Annotated in this window: 15 protein-coding genes; 11 read left to right on the plus strand and 4 right to left on the minus strand. The window is 67.0% G+C overall.

All coding sequences use genetic code 11. The features are described 5' to 3' along the window. The first annotated feature begins 76 nt into the window (after positions 1-76). The 3 genes from G6N15_RS09455 to G6N15_RS09465 all read left to right on the plus strand — a co-directional run bounded on the left by G6N15_RS09455 (position 77) and on the right by G6N15_RS09465 (position 3,501). Positions 77-823, plus strand: coding sequence for a DUF2786 domain-containing protein (locus G6N15_RS09455; RefSeq protein WP_083089083.1), 747 nt, complete (start codon positions 77-79; stop codon positions 821-823). Continuing rightward, positions 823-1,326 (plus strand): TIGR04338 family metallohydrolase, encoded by a 504-nt coding sequence (locus tag G6N15_RS09460; protein WP_083089084.1) that lies wholly within the window; start codon positions 823-825, stop codon positions 1,324-1,326. The genes G6N15_RS09455 and G6N15_RS09460 overlap by 1 nt, the downstream gene beginning before the upstream one ends. Before the next feature lie 99 nt (positions 1,327-1,425). Continuing rightward, positions 1,426-3,501 (plus strand): beta-glucosidase, encoded by a 2,076-nt coding sequence (locus G6N15_RS09465; RefSeq protein ID WP_083089094.1) that lies wholly within the window; start codon positions 1,426-1,428, stop codon positions 3,499-3,501. A gap of 29 nt (positions 3,502-3,530) precedes the next feature. Here G6N15_RS09465 and mymT read toward each other — a convergent pair whose 3' ends face one another. Continuing rightward, entirely contained in the window at positions 3,531-3,680 is a 150-nt protein-coding gene (gene mymT / locus G6N15_RS23180; protein WP_083089085.1) for a copper-binding metallothionein MymT, read from the minus strand. A 127-nt stretch (positions 3,681-3,807) separates the two neighbouring features. On the opposite strand from mymT, the gene G6N15_RS09470 reads away from it, so the two are divergent. After that, positions 3,808-4,467, plus strand: a complete 660-nt coding sequence (locus G6N15_RS09470; protein WP_083089086.1) for an O-methyltransferase — start codon at positions 3,808-3,810, stop codon at positions 4,465-4,467. Between the two features lie 3 nt (positions 4,468-4,470). On the opposite strand, the gene G6N15_RS09475 is transcribed toward G6N15_RS09470, so the two are convergent. Then, a complete protein-coding gene (locus G6N15_RS09475; protein WP_083089087.1) occupies positions 4,471-5,451 on the minus strand; it encodes an NAD(P)H-dependent flavin oxidoreductase in 981 nt (326 codons plus the stop codon). Positions 5,452-5,620: 169 nt separating this feature from the next. Between G6N15_RS09475 and G6N15_RS09480 the strand changes: the two genes are divergently transcribed. Next, a complete protein-coding gene (locus G6N15_RS09480) occupies positions 5,621-6,067 on the plus strand; it encodes an SPW repeat protein (protein ID WP_083089088.1) in 447 nt (148 codons plus the stop codon). A gap of 52 nt (positions 6,068-6,119) precedes the next feature. Here G6N15_RS09480 and ilvD read toward each other — a convergent pair whose 3' ends face one another. Further along, the gene (gene ilvD, locus G6N15_RS09485) at positions 6,120-7,844 is read right to left on the minus strand and encodes a dihydroxy-acid dehydratase (RefSeq protein ID WP_083089089.1); all 1,725 of its coding nucleotides are present in this window, start codon (positions 7,842-7,844) and stop codon (positions 6,120-6,122) included. A gap of 119 nt (positions 7,845-7,963) precedes the next feature. Between ilvD and G6N15_RS09490 the strand changes: the two genes are divergently transcribed. The 4 genes from G6N15_RS09490 (at position 7,964) to G6N15_RS09505 (ending at position 11,309) form a co-directional block, all read left to right on the plus strand. After that, positions 7,964-8,512 (plus strand): DUF305 domain-containing protein, encoded by a 549-nt coding sequence (locus G6N15_RS09490; RefSeq protein WP_232070385.1) that lies wholly within the window; start codon positions 7,964-7,966, stop codon positions 8,510-8,512. Beyond that, entirely contained in the window at positions 8,513-8,803 is a 291-nt protein-coding gene (gene ricR / locus G6N15_RS09495; protein ID WP_083089090.1) for a copper-sensing transcriptional repressor RicR, read from the plus strand. A 105-nt stretch (positions 8,804-8,908) separates the two neighbouring features. Further along, positions 8,909-10,135, plus strand: coding sequence for an MFS transporter (locus G6N15_RS09500; protein WP_083089091.1), 1,227 nt, complete (start codon positions 8,909-8,911; stop codon positions 10,133-10,135). A 142-nt stretch (positions 10,136-10,277) separates the two neighbouring features. Continuing rightward, complete coding sequence (locus G6N15_RS09505) at positions 10,278-11,309, plus strand: L,D-transpeptidase (RefSeq protein ID WP_163748009.1); 1,032 nt, start codon at positions 10,278-10,280, stop codon at positions 11,307-11,309. Positions 11,310-11,375: 66 nt separating this feature from the next. On the opposite strand, the gene G6N15_RS09510 is transcribed toward G6N15_RS09505, so the two are convergent. After that, positions 11,376-13,361 carry a M13 family metallopeptidase gene (locus G6N15_RS09510; protein ID WP_083089322.1) on the minus strand — a complete coding sequence of 662 codons (1,986 nt, stop codon included), beginning with the start codon at positions 13,359-13,361 and terminating at the stop codon, positions 11,376-11,378. A 40-nt stretch (positions 13,362-13,401) separates the two neighbouring features. Here G6N15_RS09510 and G6N15_RS09515 point away from each other — a divergent pair, with 40 nt between their 5' ends. Together G6N15_RS09515 and G6N15_RS09520 are read left to right on the plus strand one after the other, a co-directional pair. Then, positions 13,402-14,040 (plus strand): hypothetical protein, encoded by a 639-nt coding sequence (locus G6N15_RS09515; protein ID WP_083089323.1) that lies wholly within the window; start codon positions 13,402-13,404, stop codon positions 14,038-14,040. Continuing rightward, entirely contained in the window at positions 14,037-14,726 is a 690-nt protein-coding gene (locus tag G6N15_RS09520; protein ID WP_083089324.1) for a hypothetical protein, read from the plus strand. The genes G6N15_RS09515 and G6N15_RS09520 overlap by 4 nt, the downstream gene beginning before the upstream one ends. Positions 14,727-14,729 lie beyond the last annotated feature (3 nt).

The raw sequence follows: 14,729 nt of genomic DNA on the forward strand, positions 1-14,729 counted from the left end.
GCGTATCCCGTAATTTGGCGCTTATGACTCGCGCTGGCGACGATGCAGAGCGAAGCGATGAGGAAGAGCGGCGCTTATGACTGACGACAAGATGCTGGCACGCATCGCTGCCTTGCTGCGCCAGGCCGAAGGCACCGACAATCCGCATGAGGCCGAGGCGTTCATGGCGGCAGCGCAACGCTTGGCCACGGCGACGTCCATCGACTTGGCGGTAGCCCGCTCGCACGCCGATAAGCGCACCCGCGCACAGACCCCGGTCCAACGCACCATCACCATCGGAGCGGCCGGCACAAAGGGGCTGCGCACGTATGTGCAGCTGTTCGTGGTCATCGCCCATGCCAACGACGTGCGCTGCGACGTGGCGTCGAATTCGACGTTCGTGTACGCCTACGGGTTCGCCGAGGACATCGACGTGAGCCACGCCCTGTACGCCAGCCTGGTGGTCCAGATGGTGCGGGCATCGGACGCCTACATCGCCTCAGGCGCGCATCGACCGACGCCGACGATAACCGCTCGGCTGAACTTTCAGCTGGCGTTCGGAGCGCGGGTGGGCCAGCGGTTGGCCGAGGCCCGCGAGCAGGCGCAGCAAGAGGCGAAAAGGGACCGTGGCCGTTCGCCCGGCACCGCTATTGCGCTGCGGGACAAGGAAATCGAGTTGCACGACTACTACCGCAGCGCGTCGAAGGCACGCGGCACGTGGCAGGCCTACCGGGCCTCGGCCGGCTATTCGTCGGCCGCGCGGCGGGCAGGGGACCGAGCCGGTCGGCGGGCCCGGCTCGGCAACAGCCCCGAGTTGTCGTCGGCGCGGCACGCACTGGAGTAATGGGCACTGCCGAGCGAGACCAGCAGCGGTCGAAGGTTTACGCGGCGGAGGACTTCGTGCGGACGTTGTTCGACCGCGCGGCCCAGCATGGTTCGCCGGCCGTCGAATTTTTCGGCACACAGCTGACGCTCCCGCCGGAAGGGCGGTTCGGCTCGCTGGCGGCGGTGCAGCGTTACGTCGACGACGTGCTCGCGTTGCCCGCGGTGCGGCGCCGCTGGCCGGCGACACCGCCGCTGACGGTTCGCGCGCGGCGCGCCGCTAGCGCCGCGCACTACGAAAGCCACGACGGCTCAGGTGTTATCGCAGTTCCCGACCGCGACACCGCCGACTGGGCGATGCGTGAGTTGGTGGTCTTGCACGAAGTGGCACACCACCTCTGTCAAGCGGCGCCGCCGCACGGACCGGAATTCGTCGACACCATGTGTGCGCTGGCTGAGCTGGTGATGGGACCGGAGCTCGGGCATGTGCTGCGCGTCGTTTACGCCAAAGAGGGTGTGCGCTAATCGCCACGTCTTAACGTTGGCCAGGTGACCGAGGTAGGAGCCGCTCTGGGCGGCATCGACACCGAGGCCGACGTTCGGGCGCGCGAGGTCGAAGCGCAGATGACCGACGACGAGCGGTTCTCGCTGCTGATCAGCGTGATGGGCGCTAACGAGCTGCTGCCCGTGCGCGACGAGCGCATCCCCGCCGACGTTCCGATGAGCGCCGGGTACGTGCCCGGCATCCCACGCCTTGGCGTGCCGGCGCTGTTGATGACCGATGCCAGCCTCGGCGTCACCAACCCCGGCTACCGCCCCGGCGACACCGCGACCGCGTTTCCCGCCGGGCTCGCCCTGGCCGCCAGCTTCAACCCGGCACTCGCACGCGCCTCGGGCGCGGGGATCGGGCGTGAAGCCCGCAGTCGGGGATTCAACGTGCTGCTCGCGGGCGGAATCAACCTCGCCCGCGACCCACGCAACGGTCGCAACTTCGAATACGTCTCCGAAGACCCGCTTTTGAGCGCGACGATCGCTGCAGAGTCGATCACCGGCATCCAGCAACAGGGCGTCATCTCAACGATCAAGCACTATTCGCTGAACTGTAACGAGACCAACCGCAACTGGCTCGACGCGGTCATCGACCCGGACGCCCATCGCGAATCCGACCTGCTGGCTTTCGAAATCGCGATCGGGCGAGCGCAGCCCGGCGCCGTGATGACCGCATACAACAAGGTCAATGGCGAATACGCCAGCGGCAACGACGTTTTGCTCAACGACATCCTGAAAGTCGCCTGGGGCTACCGAGGCTGGGCGATGTCGGACTGGGGCGCCACGCCGAGCTGGGAGTTCGCGCTCAAGGGACTCGACCAGGAATCCGGCGCACAAATAGACCGGTTGCTCTGGGGTGCGGAGGCGTTCACCGACCAGCTCAAAGCCGCGTATGCCGACGGTCAACTGCCCGGACAACGCCTGTCCGATATGGTGCGCCGGATCCTACGTTCGATATTCGCCGTCGGCGCCGATCGGTGGGACGCCACGCCGTCACCGGATATGGCCGCCCACAATGCAATTGCGCTGGATATCGCTCGGCAGGGACTCGTGCTGCTGCAAAACCGCGGGGTGCTGCCATTGGGGCCGGACTGCACGGCGCGCATCGCCGTCATCGGTGGCTACGCGCAGGTCGGTGTGCCGATCGGCTGCGGGTCGAGCGCCGTCGTTCCGCCTGGAGGCTATGCCGCGGTCATCCCGATCGGCGCGCCCGGGCTGATGGGCAGCGCGCGCAATCTCTATCTGCTGCCGACGAGCCCGCTCGCGGAGCTGCGAAACATGTTGCCCGGTACGGTCATTGAATTCGACCCGGGAATCAGCCCGGCTGAATCGGTACTCGCCGCGCGGCGGGCCGACATCGCGATCGTGTTTGCGGTGCGCGTCGAAGGAGAGGGCCTGGACAACGCCGACCTGTCGTTGCCATGGGGGCAGGACGCGGTGATCGCCGCGGTCGCCGAGGCCCAGCCCGATACGGTCGTGGTGCTGGAAACTGGCAACCCGGTTGCCATGCCATGGCGGGAGAAAGTGAACGCGATCCTGCAAGCCTGGTATCCCGGGCAAGCCGGAGGCCGAGCGATCGCCGAGGTGCTACTCGGCACGGTCAATCCGTCCGGCCGGCTGCCCATCACGTTCCCGGCCGATCTCAGCCAGACGCCGCGACCCGAGCTACCCGGGCTCGGTGATCCGTGGGGAACGCCGGTGACAATCCGCTACACCGAAGGAGCCGAGGTCGGCTACCGATGGTTCGCGCAGCAGGGGCACAGCCCGATGTTCGCGTTCGGTCACGGCCTGTCTTACACCATATTTGAGTACCGCGACCTCACAGTCAGCGGCGGCGACACCATCACGGCCGGCTTCACCGTCGTCAATACCGGCGAGCGCGCCGGCGCCGACGTTCCACAGCTTTATCTGACGGCCGGGCCAGAGGGGCAACGGTTGCGGCTACTGGGATTCGAGCGTGTCGAGCTTGAGCCAGGCGAGTCGTGCACTGTCACCATCGAGGCGGATCCGCGGGTGCTTGCCCGCTACGACGGCAGTGCTGGCAGCTGGCGCATCGAAGAGGGCACTTACGCAGTGGCAGTAGGTGTTGCCGCGGTGAAGCCGGAGCTTAGCGCCGACGTCGACCTGGTCGGCCGGACGTTCGGGCGTTGATGTCGGGCCCCGGCTCCACCGCGCCAGGGTCAGTCGCTGACGGCGACCAATTCCTCGCCGCATGTGCAGCGGTACGGCTCGCCCGCCTCGTTGCAGTGGCATTCAACCTCGATGCGAACGCGGCACCCACAACCATCGTGGCTACAGGTCAGCACGGTGCCTTGGTCGTAGTTCGCCATTGGCCTCACCCCTATCTGATCGGGATTCCGAAGCGCGGAATCCAGCGGTACTCCGCTCTGGAGCCTATACCCCATAGGGGTATGGAGTAAAGAGCCTTTGCCGGCGATTCGACTAGCGTCGGAAGGCATGAGTCAGGAACCGACCCCTCGAGACGTCGACGCGTTTCTGGACAGCACACTGGTCGGCGACGATCCGGCGCTGTCGGCGGCATTGGAAGCCAGCGCCGCGGCCGGATTGCCGTCCATCGCCGTGTCGGCGCAGCAGGGAAAGTTCTTGTGCTTACTGGCCGCCGCGATGGGGGCGCGCCGCATCCTCGAGATCGGCACGCTGGGTGGCTACAGCACCATCTGGCTGGCGCGCGGCGCGGGCCCGGAGGGGCGGGTGGTGACGCTGGAATATGAGCCGAAGCATGCCGAGGTGGCACGGGCCAACCTGCAACGCGCCGGTGTCGCCGACCGCGTGGAGGTGATCGTCGGCGCCGCGCTGGACACGCTTCCGAGCGTGACCGGCGGGCCGTTCGATTTGGTGTTCGTCGATGCCGACAAGGAGAACAACCTCGCGTATGTGGAGTGGGCGGTGAGGCTGACACGGCCGGGCTCAATCATCGTCGTGGACAACGTCATACGGGACGGGCAGATTCTGGCGCCGGCACCGGACGACCGTCTGATGCAGGCAGTGCGCCAAACGATCGAGCTGATGGGTAAGCACCCACAGCTGGATACCGCGGCGCTGCAGACGGTCGGCGCCAAGAACTGGGACGGCTTCGCCATGGCGTTGGTAAAGTGACCGTCAGGGTGCCAGATCTGCGAGAGCTTGTTCGGCCGAAGTGATTTGGTTGATCCGCAGCGCTGTTTCACCGGCGTAGAGCGCCGCGCGATCGACCCAGGAATCCGGCATTCCCGCCAACGGCGCCAGCGGCGTGAACACCGGGCGCCCCGGTGACTGCAGTCGCATCAACGCCCCGGCATCGAGGTAGCCGAGCACGGCCAGCGCGCGGCTTCCGGCGTTGAGGGCAGTGGGGAGCGCTTTGGCGCTGCCGTCGCTGTGGCACCACCGGCGGGTAGCGGCGTTGGGAACGACACGGTGCCGCAGCGGCCAGCTCAACCCGAACAATGTGGTTTCGAGCGTCTTGTCCGCGTTGATCACGCGTCGCCGGTACTCGGGATGCGCGTTGGATTCGTGCGTCATCAGAAACCGGGTTCCGGCGATGACGCCGCTGGCCCCGGCGTCCAGGGCGGCACGGGTGTCGGCCCCGGTGGCAATCCCGCCGGCGAGAAACACCGGACGTTCACCGGCAACGGCGCACGCCTGCGGCAGGAAGTCGAGCGCCGGCATGGTCCCGACGAGATGACCGCCGGCCTCCTGCCCCTGGGCGATCAGACCGTCGACGCCCCAGCCGATAGCTTCGCGCGCCCGGGCTTCGGTGCCGACCATTACGAAGACGAAGATGCCGGCGTCGCGGAGATGCTCGACCAGTCTGCGGTCACCGCCGAAGGCCACGACTACGACGTCGACGTGGGCGTCGACGCATACCTGGACGTGGCGGCGACGGGTGAAGGACGACAACAGGTTCACTGCGACGGCGCGTCCGGGGGCCTCGGCGCGCACCTGATCGATCGACGTACGCAACTGGCTCGGTGTCGTGAGCCCCAGTGTTCCCAGGCCGCCGGCCTTGGCGACCGCAGCGGCCAACGGTGCCCCGGCCAGTCCGCCGCCCATTCCTGCTTGACCCACCGGAACGTCGAGCCGAAGCCGATCCAAGATATCCATGTCTCACCTCGCTTCAGCTTGACGCTACGGGTAGCCACCAGTGCTCGTCTATGCAGGTGGGCCCGCCTGGTTTTCGTTGCTGGGGCGGCGCCGACCAGCGTAATCTTGGGACAGATGGATGGGTTGCGGAGAGCCCAAAAGGCTTGCCGCATAACAGAAAGGTCACAAAATGAGCACAGTGCATCCATCAATCGAACAACACCCGGATTTGTTGGCTCTGCGCGCCAACTACGAGCGTGCCGCGGAGTCAATGACCGCGCAGTTCACCTTCGGTCTGGCACTGCTGGCCGGGATCTACGCGGCCGTGTCGCCGTGGGTGGTCGGCTTCAGCATGACGAGACCCTTGGCCCGCAACGATCTGATCTGCGGGATAGCGGTGGCAGTACTGGCGTTTTGCTTCGCGTCGGCGCTGGACCGCACGCACGGAATGACCTGGACGCTGCCGGTGTTCGGCGTGTGGCTGATCGTTTCGCCGTGGGTCGTCATGCACGGTGTCTCCCCGACCGCGGGCATGATCTGGTCGAATGTGGTCGCAGGCGCGGTGATCACGGTGATGGGCCTGATCGCCGTGTACTTCGGTATGCGTGCGCGCAGCTACGTAGCAAAGCACGTGTAGCCTGACGGAAAGTTCGACAATCCCGGCCGGGATCAGCCGGCCGGGATGCGGCTCAACCGCAGACTGCTCCGGTGGCGGCCGAACCCACCAGCTTGACGTACTTGGCCAGCACACCGCTGGTGTAACGCGGCGGCAGCGGAGTGAAACCCGCACGGCGCGAAGCGAATTCGTCTGGGTCGACCAAGACGTCTAAGGTCGCCCCGGCGACGTCGACCCGGATCCGGTCGCCGTCGCGCAGGAAAGCGATCGGCCCGCCGTCGGCCGCTTCGGGGGCGATGTGTCCCACGCACAGTCCGGTAGTGCCCCCGGAGAACCGGCCGTCGGTCAACAACAGCACGTCTTTACCCAAGCCGGCGCCCTTGATAGCGCCGGTGATGGCGAGCATTTCGCGCATTCCCGGGCCGCCTTTGGGGCCCTCGTACCGGATCACCACGGCATCACCGGCCGTGATGGTCCCGTCCTCCAACGCATCCAACGCGGCCCGCTCACGGTCGAAAACCCTTGCGGTGCCTTCGAATACGTCGGTGTCGAAACCTGCGGTCTTGACCACCGCGCCTTCCGGTGCCAGCGATCCATGCAAGATCGTGATCCCCCCGGTCGGATGGATCGGGTTGTCCAATGCCCGCAGTACCCTTCCGTCGGGATCGGGCGGGGCGATGCGCGCGAGGTTCTCGGCCACTGTCCGGCCGGTCACCGTCAGGCAGTCCCCGTGCAGCAGACCGGCATCCAGCAGCGCCTTCATGACCACCGGCACCCCGCCGATGCGGTCGACGTCGACCATCACGTGCTGCCCGAAGGGCTTCACATCGGCCAAGTGCGGCACCCGTGAACCGATGCGGCTGAAATCCTCCAGCGACAGCTTGACGTTGGCCTCGTAGGCGATCGCCAACAGGTGCAGTACGGCGTTGGTGGAGCCCCCGAACGCCATCACCACCGCGATCGCGTTCTCGAACGCCTCCTTGGTGAGAATGTCGCGTGCAGTGACGCCGCGGCGCAGCAACTCGACGACGGCCTCGCCGCTGCGGCGCGCGAATCCGTCGCGGCGGCGATCAGTCGCCGGCGGCGCCGCGCTGCCCGGCAGCGACATACCCAGCGCCTCGGCAGCACTGGCCATCGTGTTGGCGGTGTACATACCGGCGCATGCGCCTTCACCGGGACAGATGGCCCGTTCGATGGCGTCGACGTCTTCGCGCGGCATCAGGCCGCGCGTGCAGGCACCGACCGCCTCGAACGCATCGATGATCGTGACCTCGCGCTCGCTGCCGTCGGACAGCTTGGTGCGCCCGGGCAGAATCGTGCCCGCGTAGAGGAATACCGCGGCAAGGTCCAGCCGGGCGGCGGCCATCAGCATGCCCGGCAGTGACTTGTCGCATCCGGCGAGCAGGACCATCGCGTCGAAGCGTTCGGCCTGCATCACCGTCTCGACGCTGTCGGCGATCAGCTCCCGCGACACCAGCGAGAAGTGCATGCCCTCGTGGCCCATCGAAATGCCGTCGGACACCGAGATCGTGCAGAACTCAAGCGGATACCCGCCGGCGGCAAACACGCCGTCCTTGGCTCCCTTGGCCAACCGGTCCAGCGACAGGTTGCAGGGCGTGATCTCGTTCCACGACGACGCCACGCCAATCTGCGGCTTGGTGAAGTCGTCGTCGTCCATGCCGACCGCTCGGAGCATGCCCCGGGCAGCGGCTTTTTCCAGACCGTCGGTGACATCGCGGCTGCGGGGTTTGATATCGACGGACTGCGACACGGACCTGCCCTCGATCGTTTCGGCCATCGTCTCAGTATGCGCGTGGCGATATAGTCGCCAAAATTGCGCTGATACCCACAGGGGGTATATTGCGAGTGGGTATGGTGGCTGGTATGGCAACTCGTGTCGCTCGCATCGTGGCTGCTATGGCGCTGGTCGCCGCGGCGGGACTGTCCGCGTGCGGCGGATCTTCGACGCAAAAAGGCGCTGCCGGCAGCCAGGCTGATCAGTCGGCCAGTCACAACCGCGCCGATATCGCCTTCGCCGCCAACATGATTCCGCACCACCAACAGGCCGTCGACCTGTCGGCGCCCGTGCCGAGCCATACAGGGAACGCCGAGTTGGTCAAGTTGGCCTCTGGTATCGGCAGCGCTCAGCATTCGGAGATTCAGAAACTTCAGGGATTTCTGGTGCAGTGGAGCACCCAGCCCGACGCTGATACGCGGGGGCCCGCCGACACGGCGATGACGGGGATGGTCGACCAAGCCACCATGGCCAAGCTGGGATCGTTGCAGGGCGCCGATTACGACAAGTTGTGGCTGCAGTCCATGATCAGTCACCATCAAGGGGCCATCGACATGGCAAACACCGAGATCACGAACGGGCGCAACAGCGACGCGATCGCGATGGCCAAGCGCATGGTCAGTACGCAGCAGGGGGAGATAGACCAGATGAAGAAGATGCTTGGAGGGTGAATGGCATCGACACACGGCTATTCGCAGCAGAAGGACAACTACGCCAAGCGCCTGCGCCGCATCGAAGGCCAGGTGCGTGGCATCGCCAAGATGATCGAAGAGGATAAGTACTGCATCGACGTCCTCACCCAGATCAGCGCAGCCAACAGTGCCCTGCGGTCTGTGGCGCTGAACCTCCTTGACGAGCACCTCGGCCACTGCGTCAGCCGCGCCATCGCCGCCGGCGGCGACGAAGCCGACGCGAAAATCGCGGAAGCCTCCGCCGCCATCGCCCGACTCGTTCGCTCTTGATCGTTAACCCGTGGGGAAACCCATGGTTGAGTAGTGGCCGTGGGGCAGGTGCATACCGAGGGAGCGGCGCGATCGCGCCGTCGTCCACGCGACGCTTCAGCCCGCATGATCGGCCCCGACACCGGCCGCGCCGGACCGTGGACGCCGCGGATCGCGGTGCAGTTGACGGTGCTGGCGGCCGCTGCCTTTATTTACGTCACTGCTGAAATCCTGCCGGTCGGTGCGCTGCCCGCGATCGCGCGCGACCTGCACGTCAGCGTGCCCTTGGTCGGTACCTTGCTGGCCTGGTATGCGCTGGTTGCCGCGGTGACCACCATTCCGCTGGTGCGCTGGACCGCGCACTGGCCGCGGCGCCGGACCTTGCTGGTGACCCTGGTGTGCCTGACCGCCTCCCAGGCCATCTCCGCGGTGGCGCCCACTTTCTCCATGCTTGCCGTCGGTCGGGTGTTGTGTGCAGTCACCCACGGCCTGATGTTGTCCGTGGTGGCGCCCATCGCCACCCGGTTAGTGCCGGCCAGCCACTCCGGTCGCGCGACGACGGTCGTCTACGTGGGCATCAGTCTGGCCGTCGTCGTCGGCAGCCCGGCGACGGCGGCGATGAGCCTGCTGTGGGGCTGGCGGCTGGCGGTCGTGTGTATCACCGTGGCCGCGGCAGCCGTCACCGCGGCGGCCTGGGTGGTATTGCCGACGATGGTGCTCAGCGACGACCAGCTCGCCACCGTCGGCCCGCGGGCCCGCCACCACCGCAACGGGCGGCTCATCCGGGTCAGCCTGCTCACGCTGGTCGCCGTCACCGGCCACTACATCGCCTACACGTACATCGTGGTGATCATCCGCGATGTCGTCGGCGTGCGCGGGCCGAATCTGGCGTGGCTGCTGGCCGCCTACGGCATTGCCGGTCTGCTGGCGATGCCGGTGGTGGCCTGGCCCTCGGACCGTCGGCCCAAAGCCGCCGTGATCAGCTGCATGGTCGGGCTGTGGGCGGCGTTGTTCCTGCTGACCGCGTTGTCGTTCGGCTCGCCCACCACGGCGACCGCGCTGATCGGCACTGCGGCCATCGCGCTGTGGGGCGCGGCGGCCAACGCGGCGTCCCCGATGCTGCAAGCCGCCGCGATGCGGGCCGGCGCCGACGATCCCGACGGGGCGTCGGGGCTGTACATGGCGGCCTTTCAGGTCGGCATCATGGCCGGCTCGCTGGCGGGTGGACTGCTCTACGAACGCAGCGTGCCGGTGATGCTGGCCGCCTCCGCGGTCCTGATGGGCGCCGCATTGGGTGGCATGGCGGCCAGCCGTCAGCTGTTCGACGTAGGTGAACTGGCCAAGCGGCCGTAACGGTGGCCGCGTGGCGGCGATTAACACTGCAGGTCAGACAGCATGTTGGGGCTGTTCTCCGGCCGTTCACCGGTCGCTGCAGGCAAAGTCGGCTGCGTCGCTATGCGACACTGGGCTACGAACTGTGACTGGAGGTATGCATATGTCGCGATCGACGAGAGGCACGCTTCTCGCCGCTCTCAGCACGGGCGCGTTGGCTGCTGTGGTGATGCTGGGCACCGGCCCGGCGCTGGCCGACCCCGACCAGCCGCCCGGTGATCCGGGCGTGGTCGACCCGGCCCCGGGTGACGCACCGCCGCCGCCCCCGCCCGCCGCGCCCGTGGCACCGCCCGCGGGTGATCCACTGGCAGCGCCACCGCCTCCCGGGGACCCGGCGGCCTCGCCGCCGGCGGCGCCCGCGCAGCCTGTTGCGACACCGTCCGGGCCCGCCGCGGGACAGGACCCCACACCGTTCGTCGGTGAGCCGCCGTTCCTGCCGCCCTCGTTCAACCCGGCCAACGGCGCGACCGTCGGTGTGGCCAAGCCGATCGTTATCAACTTCCAGCGGCCCATTGCCGACCCGGCGATGGCCGAAAAAGCAATCCACATTTCCTCGGAGCCGCCGGTCCCCGGCAAGTTCTACTGGATGACTCCGACCCAGGTGCGGTGGCGTCCACTGAGCTTCTGGCCCGCCCACACCGCGGTCCACATCGACGCAGCCGGCACCACGTCGGACTTCCACACCGGTGACGCGCTGGTGGCCACGGCCGACGACGGCACCCACACGATGACCGTCACCCGCAACGGGAAGGTGGAAAAGACCATCCCGATGTCGATGGGGATGTCGTCGGGTGGCCACCAGACCCCCAACGGCACGTACTACGTGCTCGACAAGAAGGCCTCGGTGGTGATGGACTCCTCCACCTACGGCGTGCCCGTCAACTCGACCTACGGCTACAAGGTCACGGTCAACGACGCCGTGCAGTTCGACAACAGCGGCGACTATGTGCACAGCGCGCCGTGGTCGGTGGCCGATCAGGGTGTGCGCGACGTCAGCCACGGATGCATCAACATCAGCCCGGCCAACGCCAAGTGGTTCTTCGACAACTTCGGCAGCGGCGACCCCATCGTGGTGAAGAACTCCAGCGGTGGTACCTACAGCAAGAACGACGGCTCCAACGACTGGCAGATCTAGTTCGCCGAGCAGACGCAAAAGCCCCCATTTCGCAAGGAAATTGGGGGCTTTTGCGTCTGCTCGCGGTTAGTTCCAGATGTGCACGCGGCGGTGGGGTACCAGGTATAACTGGTCGTCGGGCGTGACGTCGAACGCGTCGTAGAACGCGTCGATGTTGCGCACGACGCCGTTGCAGCGGAACTCGGGCGGCGAGTGCGGGTCGATCGCCAGCCGTCGGATCGCCTCGGCTTGGCGGGCTTTGGTGCGCCACACCTGAGCCCAGCCGAAGAACACCCGTTGCACGCCGGTGAGCCCGTCGATGACCGGCGCGGGTTTGCCGTTCAGCGACAGCTGATAGGCCAGCAGCGCGATCGACAGCCCGCCCAGATCGCCGATGTTCTCACCGACCGTGAACGCGCCGTTGACGTGGTGATCGTTGCCGAGATCCCTTGGCGTGTAAGCGTCGTACTGCTCGATCAGCGCTTTCGTGCGGGCGGCGAACTCGTCGCGGTCCTCGTCGGTCCACCAGTCGGCCAGATTGCCGTCGCCGTCGTATTTGGCGCCCTGGTCGTCGAAGCCGTGGCCGATCTCATGTCCGATCACCGCGCCGATGCCACCGTAGTTGGCGGCGTCGTCAGCCTCGGGGTCGAAGAACGGCGGCTGCAGAATGGCTGCGGGAAAGACGATTTCGTTCATGCCCGGGTTGTAGTAGGCGTTGACCGTTTGCGGCGTCATGAACCACTCGTCGCGGTCGACGGGTCCACCCAGCTTGGCCAGTTCGCGGTCGTAGTTGACCGCGTACCCGCGTCGGTAGTTGCCGTACAGATCGCCGCGGTCGATCACTAGCGCGGAGTAGTCGCGCCACTTCTTCGGGTAGCCGACCTTCGGGGTGAACTTGTCCAGCTTGGCCAGGGCACGCTCGCGGGTCTGCGGCGTCATCCAGTCCAGGCCCTCGATGCTGATCCGATACGCCTCACGCAGATTGTCGACCAAGGCGTCGATGCGGGCCTTCGCGTCCGGCGGGAAATGGCGTTGCACGTAAAGCTTTCCGACCGCGTCACCCATCAGGCTTTGCACCAGCGATACGCCGCGCTTCCAGCGCTCGCGGATCTGCTCGGCGCCCGTCAGCGTGCGACCGTAGAACTCGAAATCCTCGCGCACCAGTGCGTCGGTGAGCATCCCCGCTCGCGAGTGGATCACCCGCCAACGGACCCAACGCTTCCACTCGTCGAGAGGTTCGCTGCCCCACAGCTGCGCGAACGCGGTCAGGTAATCTGGTTGGCGCACAACGATTTCCGCTACCAGCTCCGGTGTGCTGCCCAGCGCGCCGACCCAGCCGGCCCAGTCGAACCCAGCGGCCTCGGCCTGCACCTCGGCGAAGGTCCGCAGGTTGTAGGTGAGCGCGACGTCGCGGCGTTTCACCACGTCCCAGTGCGCCGCTGCCAGCTTGGATTCCAGCGCCACGATGCGCGCCGCGGTCTCGGCGTGCTGTTGTGCATCACCGCCGTAGACCAGCGCGAACATTCGCGCGATGTGGCCGGGGTAGCCGGCCAGGATCTGCGCGTGCTGCTCGTCGCGGTAGTACGACTCGTCGGGCAACCCGAGGCCGGACTGCGTGACATGAAGCAGGTAGCGGGTGGAGTTTTTGGCGTCCGTGTCCACATATAGGCCGACGCCGCCGCCGACTCCGGTGCGTTGCAGCGCGCCGAGCACAGCGGCCAGCGCGTCGGGATCGGCGGCGTCCTCGATTGCGGCCAGCTCCTCGAGCAGCGGGTGCACACCGCGCTGTTCGACGGTCTCTTCATCGAGGAAGCTGGCGTAGAGGTCGCCGATGCGCTGTTCGTCGGTGCCCGGCGCGGCAGCGGCGGCAGCCGTCTCGGCGATCAGGTCGCGGACCTGGGCCTCGGCCCGGTCGAACAACGACCGGAACGCGCCGTCGACCGCGCGATCCGGCGGAATGTCGTATTCGGCCAGCCAGCGGCCGTTCACGTGGCCGAATAGGTCGTCTTGGGGGCGGATACCGGCGTCGACATTGGTCAGGTCGATGCCGGAGTGCAGCGCTTCTACCGTCACCCCGCCATCCTTCCATCACCGGCCGGGTAGCCTCACGGCCATGCCCGACGACGGCGAGCGGACGGGGTCACCGGCCGAGGATGACGACGCCGCGCCCGCTGCGGCGGCCCGCGACGCCGAACCATCGGACGGGGGGATCATCACCGCGTACGGCGTCGCATCTGCCGTGCTGGGCGTGCTGTCGATCGCGGCGATCGCATTGGGCTTGACCATCTGGTCGGTGCACCGCGACGAGGTTGGCGAACGCGGCTACCAGAGCCGGGTCCTGCAAACCGCCGCCGACTGGACGGGCGTGCTGATCAACATGAACACCGACAACGTCGACGCCAGCTTGCAGCGGCTGCACGACGGAACCGTCGGTGAGCTCAACGTCGACTTCGACGCCACCGTGCAGCCGTATCGGGAAGTGGTGCAGCGGCTCAAGTCCCGCAGCGAGGGCCGGATCGAGGCGGTGGCGATCGAAGCTTTGCACCACGACCCCGACGCCCGACCGAACGTCGGCCCGCCCAACTCGCACCTTCCTCCGGTCGCCAGCCGCACCGACACCGTCATGGTGGTCGCCACATCGGTCGCAGAAAGCGTCGGCGGCAAACCGCAAACCGTGCACTGGAACCTGCGACTTGACGTCTCCGATGTGGACGGCAAGCTGCTTGTCTCACGGCTGGGGTCGATCAAATGAGAAACCTCTGGCGGGTGTTGGCGTTCGACGTTGCGGCACCGCTGGGCGCGATCGGCGCGCTGGCGATGATCGGCATCGTGCTGGCCTGGCCGCTGTGGTGGGTGTCGCTGTGCTCGGTGCTGATGCTGCTGATCGTCGAAGGGGTCGTCGTCAATTTCGTGCTGGCCCGGCGTGATTCGGTGACGGTCGGTACCGATGACGACGCGCCCGCGCTGCGGCTGGCGGTGGTAGCGGTGTGCGCGATTGCTTTGGTGGCGGCCGTGATCACCGGTTACGCGCGCTGGTCCATGCCCGACCGCGACTTCGACCGCGACTCCCGGGACGTGGTACGGATCGCCTCCGGCATGGCGGAGGCGACGGCGACGTTCTCCCCGAGCGATCCGGCCGCGTCCGTCGACCGGGCCGCCGCGATGATGGTGCCCGAACACGCGACGGCATTCAAAGACCAATTCGCCAAGTCGACAAAGGATTTGGCGCAGCACAATGTGACCGCGCAGGCTTCGACGTTATCGGCCGGCGTGGAGGCCCAAGGTCCGTCGGCGGCCAGTGTGGCGGTCGTGCTCCGCGCGATCCAGAACACACCCGGGCAGCCGCCGAGCCGTGCCGTGCTCGCGCTGCGGGTGACGCTGACCAAGAAGAGCGGTCACTGGCTGGTGTTCGACGTGTCGCCGATCAACTCGCGGTAGTTG

The sequence above is a fragment of the Mycobacterium noviomagense genome, assembly GCF_010731635.1.
Classification (GTDB): domain Bacteria; phylum Actinomycetota; class Actinomycetes; order Mycobacteriales; family Mycobacteriaceae; genus Mycobacterium; species Mycobacterium noviomagense.